Annotated in this window: 13 protein-coding genes and 1 tRNA gene; 9 read left to right on the top strand and 5 right to left on the bottom strand. The window is 69.1% G+C overall.

Features of this window, described 5'->3' with window-relative positions:
• Positions 1-798: 798 nt before the first annotated feature.
• The 3 genes from mmsA to DEJ30_RS01320 all read left to right on the top strand — a co-directional run bounded on the left by mmsA (position 799) and on the right by DEJ30_RS01320 (position 4,777).
• On the top strand, positions 799-2,322 hold the full coding sequence (gene mmsA / locus DEJ30_RS01330; protein ID WP_181419966.1) for a multiple monosaccharide ABC transporter ATP-binding protein: 1,524 nt from the start codon (positions 799-801) through the stop codon (positions 2,320-2,322).
• Positions 2,319-3,611 carry a multiple monosaccharide ABC transporter permease gene (mmsB, locus tag DEJ30_RS01325; RefSeq protein WP_110858703.1) on the top strand — a complete coding sequence of 431 codons (1,293 nt, stop codon included), beginning with the start codon at positions 2,319-2,321 and terminating at the stop codon, positions 3,609-3,611. Before mmsA ends, mmsB begins: the two co-directional genes overlap by 4 nt.
• Before the next feature lie 62 nt (positions 3,612-3,673).
• Positions 3,674-4,777 (top strand): sugar-binding protein, encoded by a 1,104-nt coding sequence (locus DEJ30_RS01320; protein ID WP_027464932.1) that lies wholly within the window; start codon positions 3,674-3,676, stop codon positions 4,775-4,777.
• A 177-nt stretch (positions 4,778-4,954) separates the two neighbouring features.
• Here DEJ30_RS01320 and DEJ30_RS01315 read toward each other — a convergent pair whose 3' ends face one another.
• Genes DEJ30_RS01315 through dcd form a run of 3 tightly spaced genes read right to left on the bottom strand, consistent with a single transcriptional unit; the run spans position 4,955 to position 6,455 of the window.
• The gene (locus DEJ30_RS01315; RefSeq protein WP_110858702.1) at positions 4,955-5,302 is read right to left on the bottom strand and encodes a DUF86 domain-containing protein; all 348 of its coding nucleotides are present in this window, start codon (positions 5,300-5,302) and stop codon (positions 4,955-4,957) included.
• Positions 5,299-5,814, bottom strand: a complete 516-nt coding sequence (locus DEJ30_RS01310) for a helix-turn-helix domain-containing protein (RefSeq protein WP_181419944.1) — start codon at positions 5,812-5,814, stop codon at positions 5,299-5,301. Before DEJ30_RS01310 ends, DEJ30_RS01315 begins: the two co-directional genes overlap by 4 nt.
• Positions 5,815-5,867: 53 nt before the next feature.
• Positions 5,868-6,455: a dCTP deaminase gene (gene dcd, locus DEJ30_RS01305; RefSeq protein WP_027464935.1), complete on the bottom strand. Its 588-nt coding sequence runs from the start codon at positions 6,453-6,455 to the stop codon at positions 5,868-5,870.
• 83 nt (positions 6,456-6,538) lie between these two features.
• On the opposite strand from dcd, the gene DEJ30_RS01300 reads away from it, so the two are divergent.
• Together DEJ30_RS01300 and DEJ30_RS01295 are read left to right on the top strand one after the other, a co-directional pair.
• Positions 6,539-7,630: a GNAT family N-acetyltransferase gene (locus tag DEJ30_RS01300; RefSeq protein WP_181419943.1), complete on the top strand. Its 1,092-nt coding sequence runs from the start codon at positions 6,539-6,541 to the stop codon at positions 7,628-7,630.
• Positions 7,631-7,682: 52 nt separating this feature from the next.
• A complete protein-coding gene (locus tag DEJ30_RS01295; protein WP_110858699.1) occupies positions 7,683-9,728 on the top strand; it encodes a cytochrome c oxidase assembly protein in 2,046 nt (681 codons plus the stop codon).
• A gap of 45 nt (positions 9,729-9,773) precedes the next feature.
• Here DEJ30_RS01295 and DEJ30_RS01290 read toward each other — a convergent pair whose 3' ends face one another.
• The gene (locus tag DEJ30_RS01290; RefSeq protein WP_146243392.1) at positions 9,774-10,085 is read right to left on the bottom strand and encodes a hypothetical protein; all 312 of its coding nucleotides are present in this window, start codon (positions 10,083-10,085) and stop codon (positions 9,774-9,776) included.
• 25 nt (positions 10,086-10,110) lie between these two features.
• Positions 10,111-11,220: a DUF6177 family protein gene (locus DEJ30_RS01285; protein WP_110858698.1), complete on the bottom strand. Its 1,110-nt coding sequence runs from the start codon at positions 11,218-11,220 to the stop codon at positions 10,111-10,113.
• 195 nt (positions 11,221-11,415) lie between these two features.
• On the opposite strand from DEJ30_RS01285, the gene DEJ30_RS01280 reads away from it, so the two are divergent.
• From DEJ30_RS01280 to DEJ30_RS01265, 4 genes are all read left to right on the top strand, one after another.
• A tRNA-Gly gene (locus DEJ30_RS01280) sits at positions 11,416-11,486 on the top strand.
• A 571-nt stretch (positions 11,487-12,057) separates the two neighbouring features.
• Positions 12,058-12,744, top strand: a complete 687-nt coding sequence (locus DEJ30_RS01275; protein ID WP_110858697.1) for a TetR/AcrR family transcriptional regulator — start codon at positions 12,058-12,060, stop codon at positions 12,742-12,744.
• Between the two features lie 177 nt (positions 12,745-12,921).
• The gene (locus DEJ30_RS01270; RefSeq protein ID WP_110858929.1) at positions 12,922-14,739 is read left to right on the top strand and encodes an NAD(P)/FAD-dependent oxidoreductase; all 1,818 of its coding nucleotides are present in this window, start codon (positions 12,922-12,924) and stop codon (positions 14,737-14,739) included.
• Between the two features lie 80 nt (positions 14,740-14,819).
• Positions 14,820-15,827: an SMP-30/gluconolactonase/LRE family protein gene (locus DEJ30_RS01265; protein ID WP_258369764.1), complete on the top strand. Its 1,008-nt coding sequence runs from the start codon at positions 14,820-14,822 to the stop codon at positions 15,825-15,827.
• Positions 15,828-15,832 lie beyond the last annotated feature (5 nt).

Raw genomic sequence — 15,832 nt, 5'->3', positions numbered from 1 at the left:
CGGCCGCGACACGACCCGAGTACCTGCCACGAACTTTCGCCCAGGTACGCCCGAAACGACCCGGTACGCCCGAACCCACCAGGTACGCCCGAACCCACCCGGTACCCCCGGCAGTACCTGCCAGGAACGGGCATACCTGCCGCAAAGTTCCGACCAGGTACGCCCGAAGACACCAGGTACGCCCGGAACAACCCGGTACGCCCGGGACCTCTCGGTATGCCCGGAACCACCAGGCCGCCGCGGAGTACCTGCCATGTACGGGCATACCTGCCGCAAAGTTTCGACCAGGTACGCCCGGAACGACCAGGTACGCCCGAATTCACCGGGTACGCCCGGAACCGCACGGCGGCGGCGCACCGGCGAGCGCGGCTCCGGACGCGACCACGAAGCGGACGGGAGGCCCGTGGCGGGCCCGCCACGGGCCTCCCGACCGCGCATGCGGTTCCGCGCAACGAAACCCCCGTTCCCGGGGCCCCTGGCCCCAACCCGGGGGACGTTCTCGCCGTATCACGCACGCCGTTACGAAAACGCGACCAATCCGAATTGACAGCCGCACCGAGGCTGTGCGTAAATTGCCTCCGTCCAGCCGATGTGACCGTTCACATGAGCGTCACACCGAGCCGGATCCGGACGCGACAACGAAGTCCACACAGGCCCCCTGTGCTTTCGCTGCCGCAGCAGAACCACCCGAACACACTGCCGCACCGAAGCGGCAGAAGGAGATGCACTGTGGCGTCAACCCCGATCGACACCGGCCTCGAGACCCGGTCGATCACCGCACCCGAGACGATCCTCGAGATGCGCTCGATCACCAAGGAGTTCCCTGGTGTGAAGGCGCTGGCCGACGTCTCCCTCAGCGTCCGCGCCGGCGAGATCCACGCGATCTGCGGCGAGAACGGCGCCGGCAAGTCGACCCTGATGAAGGTCCTGTCCGGCGTCTACCCGTACGGCACCTACAGCGGCGAGATCGTCTACGAGGGCGAAGAAGTCCGCTTCTCGAACATCAAGCAGTCCGAGCAGGCCGGCATCGTCATCATCCACCAGGAGCTGGCGCTCATCCCGGAGCTCTCGATCACCGAGAACCTGTTCCTCGGCAACGAGCCGAGCCGCTTCGGGCGCATCGACTGGACCGCCGCGCAGCTGCGTGCGCAGGACCTGCTCGCCCGCGTCGGCCTGGCCGACGACCCGGACACGCAGATCAAGAACCTCGGTGTCGGCAAGCAGCAGCTCGTCGAGATCGCGAAGGCCCTGCACAAGGACGTCAAGCTCCTGATCCTCGACGAGCCGACCGCCGCGCTCAACGAGAACGACTCGCAGCACCTGCTCGACCTGATCGTCGGGCTGAAGGCCAAGGGCATCGCGAGCATCATCATCAGCCACAAGCTCAACGAGATCGAGCAGATCGCCGACGAGATCACGATCATCCGCGACGGCAAGGCCATCGAGACGCTCAACGTCAAGGCGGACGGCGTCAACGAGGACCGCATCATCCGCGGCATGGTCGGCCGCTCGCTCGAGTCGCGCTTCCCCGACCGCACCCCGAAGATCGGCGAGACCTTCTTCGAGGTCCGCAACTGGACCGTGCAGCACCCGATCGACGCGTCGCGCCTGGTCTGCAAGGCGTCGAACTTCCACGTCCGCAAGGGCGAGATCGTCGGCTTCGCCGGTCTGATGGGCGCCGGGCGCACCGAGCTGGCGATGAGCCTGTTCGGTCGCTCCTACGGCACCTGGATCGACGGCCAGATCATCAAGGACGGCCGCGAGATCAAGGTCACGAACGTCCAGCAGGCGATCGAGAACGGCATGGGCTACGTCTCCGAGGACCGCAAGGCACTCGGCCTGAACCTCCTCGACACCGTGAAGCGCTCGACGGTCGCCGCCGACCTGCAGAAGATCTCGAAGGCCGGCGTCGTCGACTCGCTCGAGGAGTACTCGGTCGCCGAGAAGTACCGCAAGATGCTCCGCACGAAGGTGCCGAGCGTCGAGGACAACGTCGGCAAGCTGTCCGGAGGCAACCAGCAGAAGGTCGTCCTGTCCAAGTGGATGTTCACCGACCCGGACATCCTGATCCTCGACGAGCCCACCCGCGGCATCGACGTGGGCGCCAAGTTCGAGATCTACGGGATCATCCAGCAGCTCGCCGCCGAGGGGAAGGGCATCATCCTCATCTCGTCCGAGCTCCCCGAACTCCTCGGTCTCTCCGACCGGATCTACACCATCTTCGAGGGCCAGATCACCGCTGACCTCCCGGCCGACCAGGCCGATCCCGAATCGCTCATGCGCAGCATGACCTCCGCGCGGAAGGGCGCCACCGCCTCATGAACAACCTGAAACTGCTCTTCGGCAAGGGCAACAGCATCGGCCAGTACGGCATGATCATCGCGCTCATCGTGCTGCTGATCTTCTTCTCGGTCACGACGAACGGGCTCATCCTCGAGCCGACCAACGTCATCAACCTGTTCCTGCAGTACTCCTACATCCTGATCCTGGCGCTCGGCATGGTCATGGTCATCATCGCGGGGCACATCGACCTGTCGGTGGGTTCGGTCGCAGCGGTCGTCGGCATCGTCGTGGCGCAGTCCATGGCCGTGTGGGACTTCCCGGTGTGGGCCGCCATCATCCTGGGTCTCGCGTGCGGTGCCCTGATCGGTGCGTGGCAGGGCTTCTGGGTCGCGTTCGTGAAGGTCCCGGCCTTCATCGTGACGCTGGCCGGTCAGCTCATCTTCCGTGGTGTGAACCAGATCATCGGCAACTCGACGTCGGTCCCCGTCCCGGACGCCTTCACCCCGATCGGCGCAGGCTTCCTCGGTGACTTCGGCCCCGACTTCGGCTTCAGCAACGGCACGCTGCTCATCGGCCTCGTCACGATCCTCGCGCTCATCATCATCGAGGCCCGTGGCCGTGCCCGCCGTCGGAAGATGCAGGCCGAGGTCCCGCCGCTGTGGGTCTCGATCGTCCGCACCGGCATCCTGGTCGCCGTCACGCTCGTCGCCACGTACCTGTTCGGCGCCGGCCCGGTCGGCACCTCGGTCCCGATCGTCGCGATCATCCTCGGCATCCTGACCATCGTCTACGGCTTCGTCACGAAGAACACGATCTTCGGTCGCCAGGTCTACGCCGTCGGTGGCAACGCCAACGCAGCCGTCCTGTCCGGCGTCTCGGCGCGGCGGGTCAACTTCTTCGTCATGATGAACATGTCGGTCCTCGCCGCGATCGCCGGCATGGTGTTCGTCGCCTACTCCGGCGCCTCGGGGCCCGCGGACGGCACCGGCTGGGAGCTCGACGCGATCGCCGCCGTGTTCGTCGGTGGCGCGGCGGTCGCCGGTGGTGTCGGCACGATCTCCGGCTCGATCATCGGTGGTCTCGTGATGGCGCTGCTGTCGAACGGTCTGCAGCTCATGGGCCTCGAGTCCAACCAGGTGCAGATCATCCGCGGCCTGGTCCTGCTCGTCGCCGTCGCCTTCGACGTCTACTCGAAGTCGCAGGGACGCCCGTCGCTGATCGGCGGCATGATGCGGCAGTTCCAGCGGAAGGACACCGAGCAGAACACGGTGGCCGCCCAGCAGCCGCGGTCCATCGAGGACCAGCCGGACAAGATCACCCTCCCCTAGTCCACCCCTCCCCACAGCGGGGCTCCGGCCCCACACCTCCTCAACGAAGAGAAAGCAATCACATGCGCAAGAAGATCGTCGCCGGCCTCAGCCTGGCGCTCATCGCGGGCCTCGCCCTCAGCGGCTGCTCGGCACGCGGCTCGTCCGACGACGCCGGCAGCACCAGCAGCATCAAGAAGGGCGACCTCATCGGCGTCGCCCTGCCGGCCAAGACCTCGCAGAACTGGGTCCTCGCGGGCGCCGCGTTCAAGAAGTCGATCGAGGACGCCGGCTTCAAGGCCGACATCCAGTACGCCAACGCCGGCAACCCGGTCCCCGACCAGCAGTCGCAGATCTCGGGCATGATCACCAAGGGCGCCAAGGCCGTCATCATCGGTGCCGCCGACGGTTCGCAGCTGACCGCGCAGGTCAAGTCCGCAAAGGACCGTGGCGCCGTCGTCATCGCCTGGGACCGCAACATCCTGAACACGAAGAACGTCGACTACTACGTGGCGTTCAACAACTTCAAGGTCGGCCAGCTCCAGGCCGAGGCGCTGCTCAAGGGCCTCGAGGAGAAGAAGGGCGACAAGCCGTACAACGTCGAGCTCTTCGCCGGTTCGCCGGACGACGCCAACGCGACCGTGTTCTTCAACGGTGCGATGGACGTCCTGCAGCCGAAGATCGACGACGGCACGATCAAGGTCGTCTCCGGTCAGACCACGTTCCAGAAGGTCGTCACGCAGGGCTGGCTCGCGCAGAAGGCCCAGTCGCGCATGACCGACCTGCTCTCGCAGTACTACACGGGTGACACCGAGCTCGACGGCGTCCTGTCGCCGAACGACACCCTCGCCCGTGCGATCCTCACCGCGACCAAGGCCGCCGGCAAGGACAACCCCGTCGTGACGGGTCAGGACTCGGAGACCGCGTCCATCCCGCTCATCATGCAGGGCACGCAGTACTCGACGATCTTCAAGGACACGTCGAAGGAGGCCCAGGCGGCCGTCGACCTCGTCTCCACGCTGTCGAAGGGCGACAAGCCCGACACGAAGATGGACAAGACGAACAACTACAACGGCAAGAAGACGGTCCCCGCGATCGAGCTCACGCCGGTCCTGGTCACCAAGGACAACGCTGTCGAGGCCTACAAGGGCAACGACACCCTCGAGGAGCTCGCCAAGAAGGGCTGATCTCCCCAGCACCACGGACGGCCCCGTCTCGCCTCGGCGAGACGGGGCCGTCCTGCGTCGTCCGGGGGCCGGCCACACGGCGGACGGGAGGCTCGGTGCACGTCGTGATCCGCGCCTCCAGTCCGCCGGGTGGTCCGCCCAGGGCACGTGGTCGCGGCCGGTCCGAGCCCCCGCCGGTCAGGGGTGGGCAGCGCGCAACCGGCGCGCGGCGTCGGCGAGGTGTGGGACGTCGGTGCGGGCGGTGCCGAACACCAGCGCCCGCGTCGTGTCGAAGTACCGCCGGGTCAGTCGCTCCCCCAGATCGGCCACGCGCGACCACGGGATGCCGGGCTCGCTCGCGGTGACCCCGGCCGGGAGCACCCGGACGGCCTCACCGATCTCGACCAGGCGCATCCGGACCGCGTCGTGCACCAGGTCCTCGGGTACCCGCTCGTCGTCGACGTAGCGCTGGATCGCCTCGCACGCCCGGAGGACGTCGTCGAGCCGGTCGCCGACGGCACGGCGGACGCCCTGCTCGGCACTCACAGCGGCACCGCGGTCCGGACGACCCCGGGGCGCATGCCCGCGGCGTCGACCACGTCGACCCGGACGCCGAGCAACCGCTCGGCGGCGTCCTGGATCCGCATGAGCGCGAAGATCCCGAGCCCTGCGTCGACGTCGACCATCAGGTCGACGTCGCTGTCCGGGCCGTCGTCACCTCGGGCGACGCTGCCGAAGATCCGGGGGTTCCGCCCGCCGAACCGCTGCACGATGTCGACGAGCTCCTGCCGGGCGGCGACCACCCGTTCGAGGAGCGGCTGGGGTTCCTCGACCGGCTGCAGGTCGATCGTCGTCGTGAAGCCCGCCGCCCGGAGCATCCGCTGCAGGGCGGCGAGCGACGGTTCACGCCGACCGTTCTCGTACGTGCTGATGACGCTCTGCGTGACGCCGGCGCGCCGGGCGAGCTGGACCTGGGTCAGTTCGGCGCGTTCTCGGGCGTCGCGGATGAGCACCGCGGCCGACAGTGGCGGGGCGGACCGTGGGGGAACAGCGGACATGCTGCAACGATACACAGCATCCAACATTTCGTCCGTCGCCGGACCGGCGCGGTTCAGCGGGGGTCGGAGACGTCCGCCCGGTGGAAGTTCTGCGCCGAGCGGGACGCCGTCGGGCCGCGCTGACCCTGGTAGCGGGACTGGTACTCGGCGGAACCGTAGGGCTTCTCGGCCGGGCTCGACAGCTGGAAGAAGCACAGCTGTCCGATCTTCATCCCCGGCCACAGTTTGATCGGCAGCGTCGCCACGTTCGACAGCTCGAGCGTCACGTGCCCCGAGAACCCGGGGTCGATGAAGCCCGCGGTCGAGTGGGTCAGGAGGCCGAGGCGACCGAGCGAGCTCTTGCCCTCGAGTCGCGCTGCGATGTCGTCGGGCAGCGTCACGACCTCGAACGTGGAACCGAGCACGAACTCGCCCGGGTGCAGCACGAACGCCTCGTCCGGGTCGGTCTCGACCAGGCGGGTCAGGTCCGGCTGGTCCACCGCGGGGTCGATGTGCGGGTACTTGTGGTTGTCGAACAGCCGGAAGAACTTGTCGAGCCGGACGTCGATGCTCGACGGCTGCACGAGCGAGGCGTCGTACGGGTCGAGGCCGATCCGGCCTTCGGCGAGCTGGGCGGTGATGTCGCGGTCGGAGAGCAGCACGGACGAAGCCTAGCGGCAGCGGGCGTCGCGCCGGTATGCTGCCAGGCTGCCCACCACCCGGGCGGGCGGCGTTCGGAGCAGTGATGACCACGTACACCGTCGACGAGATCACGGTGCCCGCCACCATGGACGACGACCCGGCGACCGTCGCGACCTTCGCCGAGTGGCTCGCGGTGTCCGACGGGGCCGAAGCCGCCGTGCACGGGCTGCACGAGTTGGCGTGGACACCGGAGGAGTACCTGCCGCTGTGCCGCGAGCCGGGCGCCCCGAGCCGGCTCGTCGTCGCCCGTGACGATCGCGGCACCGCGGTCGGTGCAGGCTCCTACGACACGAAGCAGGAGCCCGGCACCACCAACTGCTGGCTGACCGTCGGTGTCACCCCCGGGCACCAGCGCCGCGGTGTCGGAACGCTGCTCGCCGACCACCTGGAGTCGATGGCCCGCGCCGACGGGCGCACGCAGTGGAAGACGTACGCCGTCTCGCGGCAGGTCGGTCCCGCGTCCGGGCCGGGGTTCGTGCACGCCCCGACGGGGTTCGGCGCCGTCCCGGAGGACGAGGCCGGGGTGCGGTTCCTGACCGCCCGCGGCTGGCACTTCGGGCAGGTGAACCGGATCAGCCGGCTCCCGCTGCCCGCCGACGCATCCGTGGTGCGCGGACTGCACGAGCGGGCGTGTGCTGCCGCCGGTCCGGAGTACCGCGTGCACGCCTGGACCGGTCGCACGCCGGAGCAGTGGCTCGACGGCATCGCCCTGCTCGAGACCCGGATGAGCACCGACGCGCCCGCCGGGGACATGGAGGAGCCCGAGGACGTCTGGACCGCCGAACGCCTCCGGGAGCACGAGGACGAGCTCGCCCGGGCACCGCGCACCCTGCTCACCGTGGCCGTCGAGCACCTGCCGACGACCACCCTGGCCGGTTTCACACAGTTGTCCGTGCCGAACGATCCCGCACGCCCGGCACAGCAGTGGGACACCCTGGTGCTCCGCGAGCACCGCGGCCACCGGCTCGGCTGGCTGCTCAAGGTCGTCGGGATCCAGGAGCTCGAGCGGCGGTTCCCGGGGCGTCCCTCGATCATCACGTTCAACGCGGAGGAGAACCGCCACATGCTCGACGTGAACGAGGCCGTCGGGTTCGTCGGCGTCGGCTGCGAGGGCATCTGGGAACGGCGGGTCTGAGCGCGCATCCGAGGGGCCGCCTTCCAGCCGGCACGCCTACCATTGGACGGTCATGACCGTCACGTCACCCGAAACACAGCCCACCGGGTCAGCGCCGGACGCCGCCCCCGTCACCGGGCGCTCGTCCACCGTCGCGACGGTCCTCGTCATCGCGATCCCGTTGGCCGTCGCGTGCTCGATCCTCGGGCTGACGATCACCGGCGCGTTCAGCGCGGGTCAGCAGCTCGTGTCCGCCGGCGACGTCGTCGAGTACGGCCTGCCGATCGCCCGCGTCGTGCACGACACGATGGCTGCGCTGACCGTCGGGCTCCTCATCGTCGCGGCGTTCGCGCTGCCCGCGCAGAAGAAGGACCACGGCGCTCTGTCCAGCGTGCAGCACCGGGCCACCCGGTGGGCCGCGGCGACCGGCGCCGTCTGGTTCCTGGCAGCCGCGGTGAGCATCGTCCTGACCGGCGCGAACACCCTCGGTGTCCCGCTCACCAGCCCGGTGTTCGCCCGCAACTTCATGCTCTTCGCGTTCCAGGTCGAGATCGGCCAGGCGCTCGTGGTGTCGGCTGCCGCGATCCTGGTCGCCACGGTGGTCGCTGCGTTCGCCACCCGGGTGACGACCCTGGCGTTCGCCACCGTGATCGGCCTGTTCGCCCTGCTCCCCCTGGCCCTGTCCGGTCACGCCGCCGGATCGCTGGAGCACGCGAACGCGGTGAACTCGCTCGCGATCCACCTGGTCGGGGTGTGCGTGTGGGCCGGCGGCCTGGTTGCCGTGGTCCTGCTCCGCACCCGCACCAAGGGCGCGACCGGACGCGTCATCGCCCGGTACTCGACGCTCGCCGGCTGGTCGTTCGGGGCCGTGGCGTTCTCCGGCATCGTCAACGCGTCGCTGCGTCTGACCGGCCCGCTCGACCTGGTCACGACGACGTACGGCTGGCTCATCACCGTCAAGGCGCTCATCCTCGTGCTGCTCGGCGTCGCGGGCATCGTGCAGCGCCGGAAGCTCGTGCCCGGGCTCCTCCGCGCACCGCTCGACCGCCGCGTGTTCACCCGGTTCGCGCTGGCCGAGATCGTGTTCATGGCCGTGGCCATCGGCGTCTCGGTCGCCGTGTCCCGCTCGCAGCCGCCGATCCCGCAGACCCCCGCGACGGGCGAGGACACCCGCTCCGGCCTGATCGGGTTCCCGTTCCCGCCGGCACAGACCACGCAGACCTACCTGACCCAGTGGCACATCGACTGGGTGTGGCTCGGCCTGGCCGTCGTCGGGGCGATCTGGTACCTCCTGGCGGTGCGCAAGCTCCGGAAGCGCGGCGACGCCTGGCCCGTCGGTCGCACCATCGCCTGGCTGATCGGGTGCGCCCTGTTCATCTGGACCACGTCGGCCGGCCCTGCCGTGTACGGCATGATCCACTTCTCGTCGCACATGCTCCAGCACATGCTGCTGATGATGTTCGTCCCGCTGCCGCTCGTGCTCGGCGGCCCGGTGCTGCTCGCGCTCCGCACCCTGCCCGTCCGGAACGACGGCTCACGCGGCGCCCGCGAGTGGCTCATGCTCTTCGTGCACTCCCGCTGGATGCAGTTCCTCGGCAAGCCCGCCGTCGCGGGCATCATCTTCGCCGGGTCCCTCGTGGTGTTCTACTTCACGCCGGCGTACCAGGCCGCGATGCAGTCGCACGAGTGGCACGTCGCGATGATCATCCACTTCGTCCTGAGCGGCTACCTGTTCTTCTGGGTCTTCGTCGGTGTCGACCCCGGCCCGCAGCGCCCGCCGTACCCGATGCTCATCATCACGCTGCTCGCCACCCTGGCGTTCCACGCGTTCTTCGGCGTCGCGGTCATGACGTCGCAGTCGGTGTTCGCGCTCGACTGGTTCCACGCGCTGGGCCAGACGAACGACGCCGCACTGCTCGACGACCAGCACACCGGCGGCGGCATCGCCTGGGGCGCGTCGGAGCTGCCGATGGTGTTCGTGGCCCTGCTCGTCGTCCGGAACTGGATGCGCTCGGACAAGCGCGACGCCAAGCGCCTCGACCGCAAGGCCGACCGCGACGGTGACGCCGACCTCAAGGCCTACAACGAGCGCCTGGCGGCGATGAGCAAGCGGGACTGAACCGCCGGGCCGACCAGCGCAGGCAGCGCGGCAGGCCGACCGCGATCAGTCCCCGTGGACGATGCAGACCGCGTCGAGGTCCATCGCGGCCTCGAGCGCGGCCGAGATCCCCGATTCCCCGTCGGGGCCCGCGGGCGTGACGGTGTCGACCCACCACAACGGCGTCGCGAGGGTCGGGGCGTCGGGCAGGATCCGCTCGACCTCGTCGAAGGAGTCCACCCGGCGCACACCCAGCACGGTGATCACCGGGTGGGTGGCGTCACGGCACACCTGCATCATCGGGCCGTCGTCGAGCGCCCGGACGCCCCAGGTCTCGTCGTGCAGCAGGAGCGCCTCCGCCACCTCGCGCGTCTCCACCGGCTGCCGGCAGAGGATGGTGACGTCACGCGGCACCCTGACCGCCCACCATCCGGTCGTCGCGGACGTGGCCGTCGAGCGTGCCCTCGTCGTGCGCTGGGTCGAGCGGTGCACCGCCGACCAACTGCAGGAAGCGGTCCTCGTCGATGCGGTCGAGGAACGACTCGAGCGCTTCCCAGCCGTCCTCGAAACGGACGATCATCCCGCCGTCGGCGTCGACGTCAGCATCCGCTCGGGTCGACGAGCCGGAACCGGCTGCGAACGTCGCGGTCGTGGTGCGCGGCGGCGGCCAGACTCCGTCACGATCCAGGAAGCCGGCGGCCTCTGGGCCCACGACGACGGCGAGCGGCGACGGTTCGCCGTGCGAGACGGCCCGCACCAGGTGGTCGGCGTCGCCGCGGCGCTGCATGACCACGCCGAACACGGGGACGACCTGGTCGGCGACCCGCTGCACGGCGTCGAACATCCGGTTCGCCAGCCCTGGGTCGGTGTTCTCCTCGGGCACGGTGAGCACGGCGGACATCGTCTCGACGACGACCCCACCGACCAGGTGCGCTGTCATCGTCGCGGAGAACCCCTCGCCGACGGCGTACGAGGTCGAGATGCCGGGGGCCTCGTGCTTCGCGTACTGCGTCACGACCCAGCGGTCCCACGGCACGGTGAGCGGTTCGGCGGTGCCCCACCGGGTCGGGCAGGTGCCGACGGTGTGGCACAGCGCCTCGATCGCGGAGCCCATGTCGACCGCACGGCCCGGGTGGTGGCGGAGGGTCAGGTCGATGCTGATCTGTCGCACCGAGTCGGCCGAGACCGGGTGCTCGGGCGACGGGGTGCCCACGAGTTCGGGGCCGCGGTGCACGATGTCCTCGATGTCCGATGCGGCCACGCCGGTCCGGCCGTCACGCAGTGTGCCGTCGAAGTCGGACACCGCCCACGCGGCACCGTACGCGCCGAGCGCGTGCCGGAGTGCCGGGGTGATCGCCGCGGCCCGGCCGGTGCGGAGCACGACCGTCCGTCCGGCGTCCGCCGACCGGCGGAGCAGCGAGGCGAGCGCATCGGTCAGCCACACGACGGGCGAGGCGGACTCGACCACGATCGCCGAGCCGACCACGTCGTCGATGAGGGGATGCCTGACCATCCGGGTCCTCCTCGGTTCGGGGCTGGAACTCCCTGGACGGTACACACGGGGGCGACACCTGTCCGTCAGGCACGCAGCCTCACAGCGGAGACTCGGGAGGCGCGACACGCGCCCGCGAGACGGCGTACGGTGCGCGGTCGGCTGGCTTCCAGGCGAGAATCCGCTAGGCTTGCGGAGTCCCGTTCTGCGGGGCGCGCGAGTGTAGTTCAATGGTAGAACTCCAGCTTCCCAAGCTGGTAGCGCGGGTTCGATTCCCGTCACTCGCTCCGTCGGACGTACGCTCGCCGCATGTCGTTTCTCAACCCAGATGAGACTTCTGTCGAAGTAGTTGAGACTCCGGCCCCTGAAACGCGCACAACGTCGAGCTTGCCGACGCCGCGCACGCTTGCGCCACCCATTCCCTGGCACGGCCTTGAGGAGCGCGCAGACCTCGTTGCGCGGAATCCGCCGTCGTCCAGCACGGAGGGTCGGAGAGCACCGAGCGCACCTCGGCGGCGTCCTCGCCGCACAGGTCGAGGTGCACCCGGTTCTTGACGGTCTTCGGCTTCGGCACGAGCACGACGAAGTACAGCCCGAGCGCCCTTCGACCAGAACGCATACCTACCCTCAAGTGTCCGAGCTCAGCTACGAGGACTTCGCGAGTGTCGACTGCGCGCCGGACGACGATCCGTCTCAGTAGGCGATTGGCTATACCGTTCTACGGGTTGGCCGACTTCGTGGACGAAGAACAGCAACGGACTTCCACCGCTCGCCGGTCGACCTCGGTGCCCGAGCAGGCCTCAACGGGTACGGACGCCGCCTACAAGCGATCGCCTGCGTGAATCTCGAGGAGCTCCCATGACCGATGCCCAGCAAGGCACCCGTGCGTCACGCGTCGCTGCGACCCGCGAGGCGATCCTCACGTCCGCCGAGCAGCTCTTCGGTGAGTACGGCATCGCACATGTGTCCAGCCGGCAGGTCGGGGAGGCGGCCGGGCAAGGGAACACCGCTGCCGTCGGCTACCACTTCGGCGGCAAGGCGGAACTGATCCGCGCGATCCTCGCGCGCCACCAACACGCCATCAACGCGCTGCGACTCGCCGAACTCGAACGGGTCGGTGAGTCAGCGGACATCCGTGCGTGGATCGCGTGTTTCGTGCGCCCGACGACGACCCACCTCGAGTCCCTCGGCTCGCCGACCTGGTACGGCCGCTTCAGCGCACAGGTCGCCACCGATCCCGCGTGGGCTGAGATCGCCATGGACGAAGCGCGGGACACCCCTGGACTCATGCACATCACACGAGGGATCCAGAAGTGCGTGCCGGACCTCTCCGCACGTGTGTGTGCCGAACGGATGACGATGGGGCGCATCCTCCTCACGCAGGTCATCGCGGAACACGAACGTGCGCTCGAGCGAGGTGGCACCTGCATCTGGGAGAACTGGGCCGCTGTTGCGGACAGCCTCGTCGACGTCGTCTCCTCCCTGTGGCTCGCGCCGGTCGGCGCGGGCCACCACGGCTCGGACGCGGAGAGCACTGCACGCTGACTCGATGGTCCACCGTTCGGGGGACCCCGATCGCAGCGGGCATCAGAGGTTCCCCTGAGTTCAATCAAGCGTTTGATTCATCGCGGCTGAGCGGGTTGAATCGATGGTGGGCAACAGCTGTTGCCGCACCACGTGTCGACGAAACGCATGGTGCGCACCACCACCGTGAGGAGCACGATGACGAACACAGCACTGGCCAGCTCCATGGCTGCCAGCGACCTGGAGGAACTGCGCACCCGGTACCGGGCCGAACGGGATCGACGCATCCGCCCGGATGGATTGCGGCAGTACCAGGGCACGCGCGGCGCGTTCGGGTACTGGGCGACCGATCCATACACGCCACGCACCGACCGACCGGCGAAGACCGACCGAGTCGAGGTACTCGTCGTCGGTGGGGGGTTCGGCGGCCTCCTCACCGGGGCACGGCTGCGTCAGGCGGGCTTCACCGACATCCGCATGACCGAGGAGGGCGGCGACTTCGGTGGTACCTGGTACTGGAACCGGTATCCGGGCATCCACTGCGACATCGAGGCCTCCGTCTACATGCCGCTGCTCGAGGAAGTCGGGACCGTCCCCACCCGCCGGTATGCACCGGGCGAGGAGATCCGGCAGCACGCGGTGGCGATCGGCCGGCACTTCGCCCTGTACGACGACGTGCTGTTCCACACGCGCATCACGGAGCTCCGATGGGACGACGACGCAGCCGAGTGGCACGTCCAGACGGACCGCGGTGACGCGATGCGGGCGCGGTACGTGATCGTGTCCTCGGGGTCTTTGTCTCAGCCGAAGCTCCCGGCGATCCCGGGGATCGAGACGTTCAAGGGCCACACGTTCCACACCAGTCGGTGGGACTACGGCTACACCGGAGGTGATCAGACCGGTGGCATGACCGGACTCGCCGACAAGCGCGTCGCCGTCGTCGGGACCGGAGCGACCGGCATCCAGGTGATCCCACGGGTCGCGGAGGACGCCGAACACCTCACGGTGTTCCAGCGAACCCCGTCCAGCGTCGACGTCCGCGACAACCGGGACCTCCCAGCCGACTGGGCCACGGGCCTCCCGAGCGGATGGCAGCAGGAACGCATGGAGAACTTCCTCGCGGTCGTGTCCGGTGAAGAGACGGACGTCGACCTCGTGCAGGACGGTTGGACCTCCACCGCAGCGCTGCAGCGCACGATGCTCACCGGGCAGACGGAGGACACGCTCGACCCCGAGGAACGCGACCTGATGGTCGAGATCGCGGACGCCCGCAAGATGGACCAGATCCGTGCGCGCGTCGACGCCGTCGTCACCGACCCTGCGACCGCGGAGGTGCTCAAGCCCTGGTACCGGTACATGTGCAAGCGGCCGACGTTCAGCGACCAGTACCTCCAGGCCTTCAACCGTCCGAACGTGACCCTGGTCGACACGGCCGACACCGGTGGGATCACGTCCATGACCGAGACCGCTGTGGTGGTCGGCGACACCGAGTACGAAGTCGACGCCGTCATCTTCGCCACCGGGTTCGAGACCGGCGTCTCGGGCGTGGTCTCCGGAACGCTGCCCGTGCACGGGCGGGACGGCACGCAGCTGCTCGAAGCATGGACGCGAGGCCCGCGGACGTTGCACGGGTTCGTGTCACACGGGTTCCCGAACCTGTTCCACCTCGGGGCGCTGCAGAACGCGAACTCCGTGAACTTCGTCCACATCCTGCAGGAGCAGGCCACGCACATCACTGCACTGCTGGAACGTGCGCGCGACCAGGGCGCCCGACAGGTGGAGCCCTCGGTGGAAGCCGAAGATCGATGGTTGGCGACGATCCGCGAGGTGGAGGTGGACAACGCTGCGTTCCTGGCGGAGTGCACGCCCGGGTACTACAACGGTGAGGGCTCCCGGAAGCGCGGCGGCGGCGGGTACAGCCCCGGCCCGGTCCGGTTCCACCAGCTGCTCCGGCAGTGGCGGGAGACCTCGATCGACGAGGTCCTGGTGCCCGAACTCGCCGTCAGCGCCTCCTGATGCGCAAGCTGCACACGAGCACGAGCACGAGTACGCGGCGGAGACGAGCCGCGCGATCCGGCGGAGTGCGGATCGGCGCGGTGTTGACGTTGTCGGCGGCCGCAGCAGTCGTGCTGTCGGGCTGCGCCGCGCCCGCGGACGATGCGGTCCCGGCCGCAGCGCGCACGGACGACCAGACAGCACGCCGCGTCGTCCAGGTCGCGCCGGCACCAGAGCCCGGCTCCGGGTACGGACCGCTGCTGGAAGGGCCGTCGTTCGCTGCTGACGGGCGACTCATCGCCGTCGACGTCACCGCCGGGACCACACGGCCGAAGGTCGTCAGGATCGACCTCGACCGCCGGAAGGTAACGGCGTTCGGCGACGGTGCCGGTCTGACCGCGCCGACTTCTGCGCAGTTCAACCCGCGCGACGGCCGCTTGACCGTCACCGACTTCGCGACGGGGAAGGTCGTCAGCCTGGACGGCCGGGGAGGTGGCCTCCGCGTCGAGTTCGAGGGCCCCGTCGACGGCCGGCGGATGCAGCCGGACGACCTGACCTTCGACCCGGACGGGAACATGTTCGTCAGCGACGCGGCAGGGAACGCTGCGTCGACGGAGGATCCCGTCGGTCGGGTCGTCCGGATCGACGCGGCGACCCACCGCGCCACGGTGGTGGTCGATGCTCTCGCGTCGGCGAACGGGATCGCCTTCGACGAGGACCACCGTGGGCTGTGGGTGAGCGAGTACAACCGTAACCAGATCGACTACGTGGCTTTGGACTCGGAGCGGGAGGAAGCGACGGCGGTCCATCCGGCGATCCGCCCCGACGCCGGGGCGAGCCGCGTTGACTCCATCGCGATCGATGCTGCTGGGAACGTCTACCAGGGGTACGAAGGCAAACCCGTGATCGACGTCTTCAGCCGCGACGGGGCGTCCATCGCGCGGGTCAGTGTGCCCCGGTCAGATCGCGGGAAGGTGACGTCGGCGACGAACCTGGCGATCAGGCCCGGTACGACGCAGGCCTACATGACCGTCAGCGGTCCCGGTGGGTCGTTCGTCTACGGGTTCCGTGCGTACGGGAAGGGCACACCGCAGTCGAACGGCGGATGACGTCG

The organism is Curtobacterium sp. MCPF17_003 (assembly GCF_003224385.1).
GTDB lineage: Bacteria > Actinomycetota > Actinomycetes > Actinomycetales > Microbacteriaceae > Curtobacterium > Curtobacterium flaccumfaciens.
The sequence above is the reverse complement of the archived record's forward strand: the minus strand, read 5'-3'. Positions and strand labels throughout refer to the sequence as shown.

Coding starts and splice junctions, on each gene's coding strand:
- mmsA (WP_181419966.1), top strand. CDS start 799: ATGCGCTCGATCACCAAGGAGTTCCCTGGTGTGAAGGCGCTGGCCGAC.
- mmsB (WP_110858703.1), top strand. CDS start 2,319: ATGAACAACCTGAAACTGCTCTTCGGCAAGGGCAACAGCATCGGCCAG.
- DEJ30_RS01320 (WP_027464932.1), top strand. CDS start 3,674: ATGCGCAAGAAGATCGTCGCCGGCCTCAGCCTGGCGCTCATCGCGGGC.
- DEJ30_RS01310 (WP_181419944.1), bottom strand. CDS start 5,814: ATGTCCGCTGTTCCCCCACGGTCCGCCCCGCCACTGTCGGCCGCGGTG.
- DEJ30_RS01300 (WP_181419943.1), top strand. CDS start 6,539: ATGACCACGTACACCGTCGACGAGATCACGGTGCCCGCCACCATGGAC.
- DEJ30_RS01295 (WP_110858699.1), top strand. CDS start 7,683: ATGACCGTCACGTCACCCGAAACACAGCCCACCGGGTCAGCGCCGGAC.
- DEJ30_RS01285 (WP_110858698.1), bottom strand. CDS start 11,220: ATGGTCAGGCATCCCCTCATCGACGACGTGGTCGGCTCGGCGATCGTG.
- DEJ30_RS01275 (WP_110858697.1), top strand. CDS start 12,058: ATGACCGATGCCCAGCAAGGCACCCGTGCGTCACGCGTCGCTGCGACC.
- DEJ30_RS01270 (WP_110858929.1), top strand. CDS start 12,922: ATGACGAACACAGCACTGGCCAGCTCCATGGCTGCCAGCGACCTGGAG.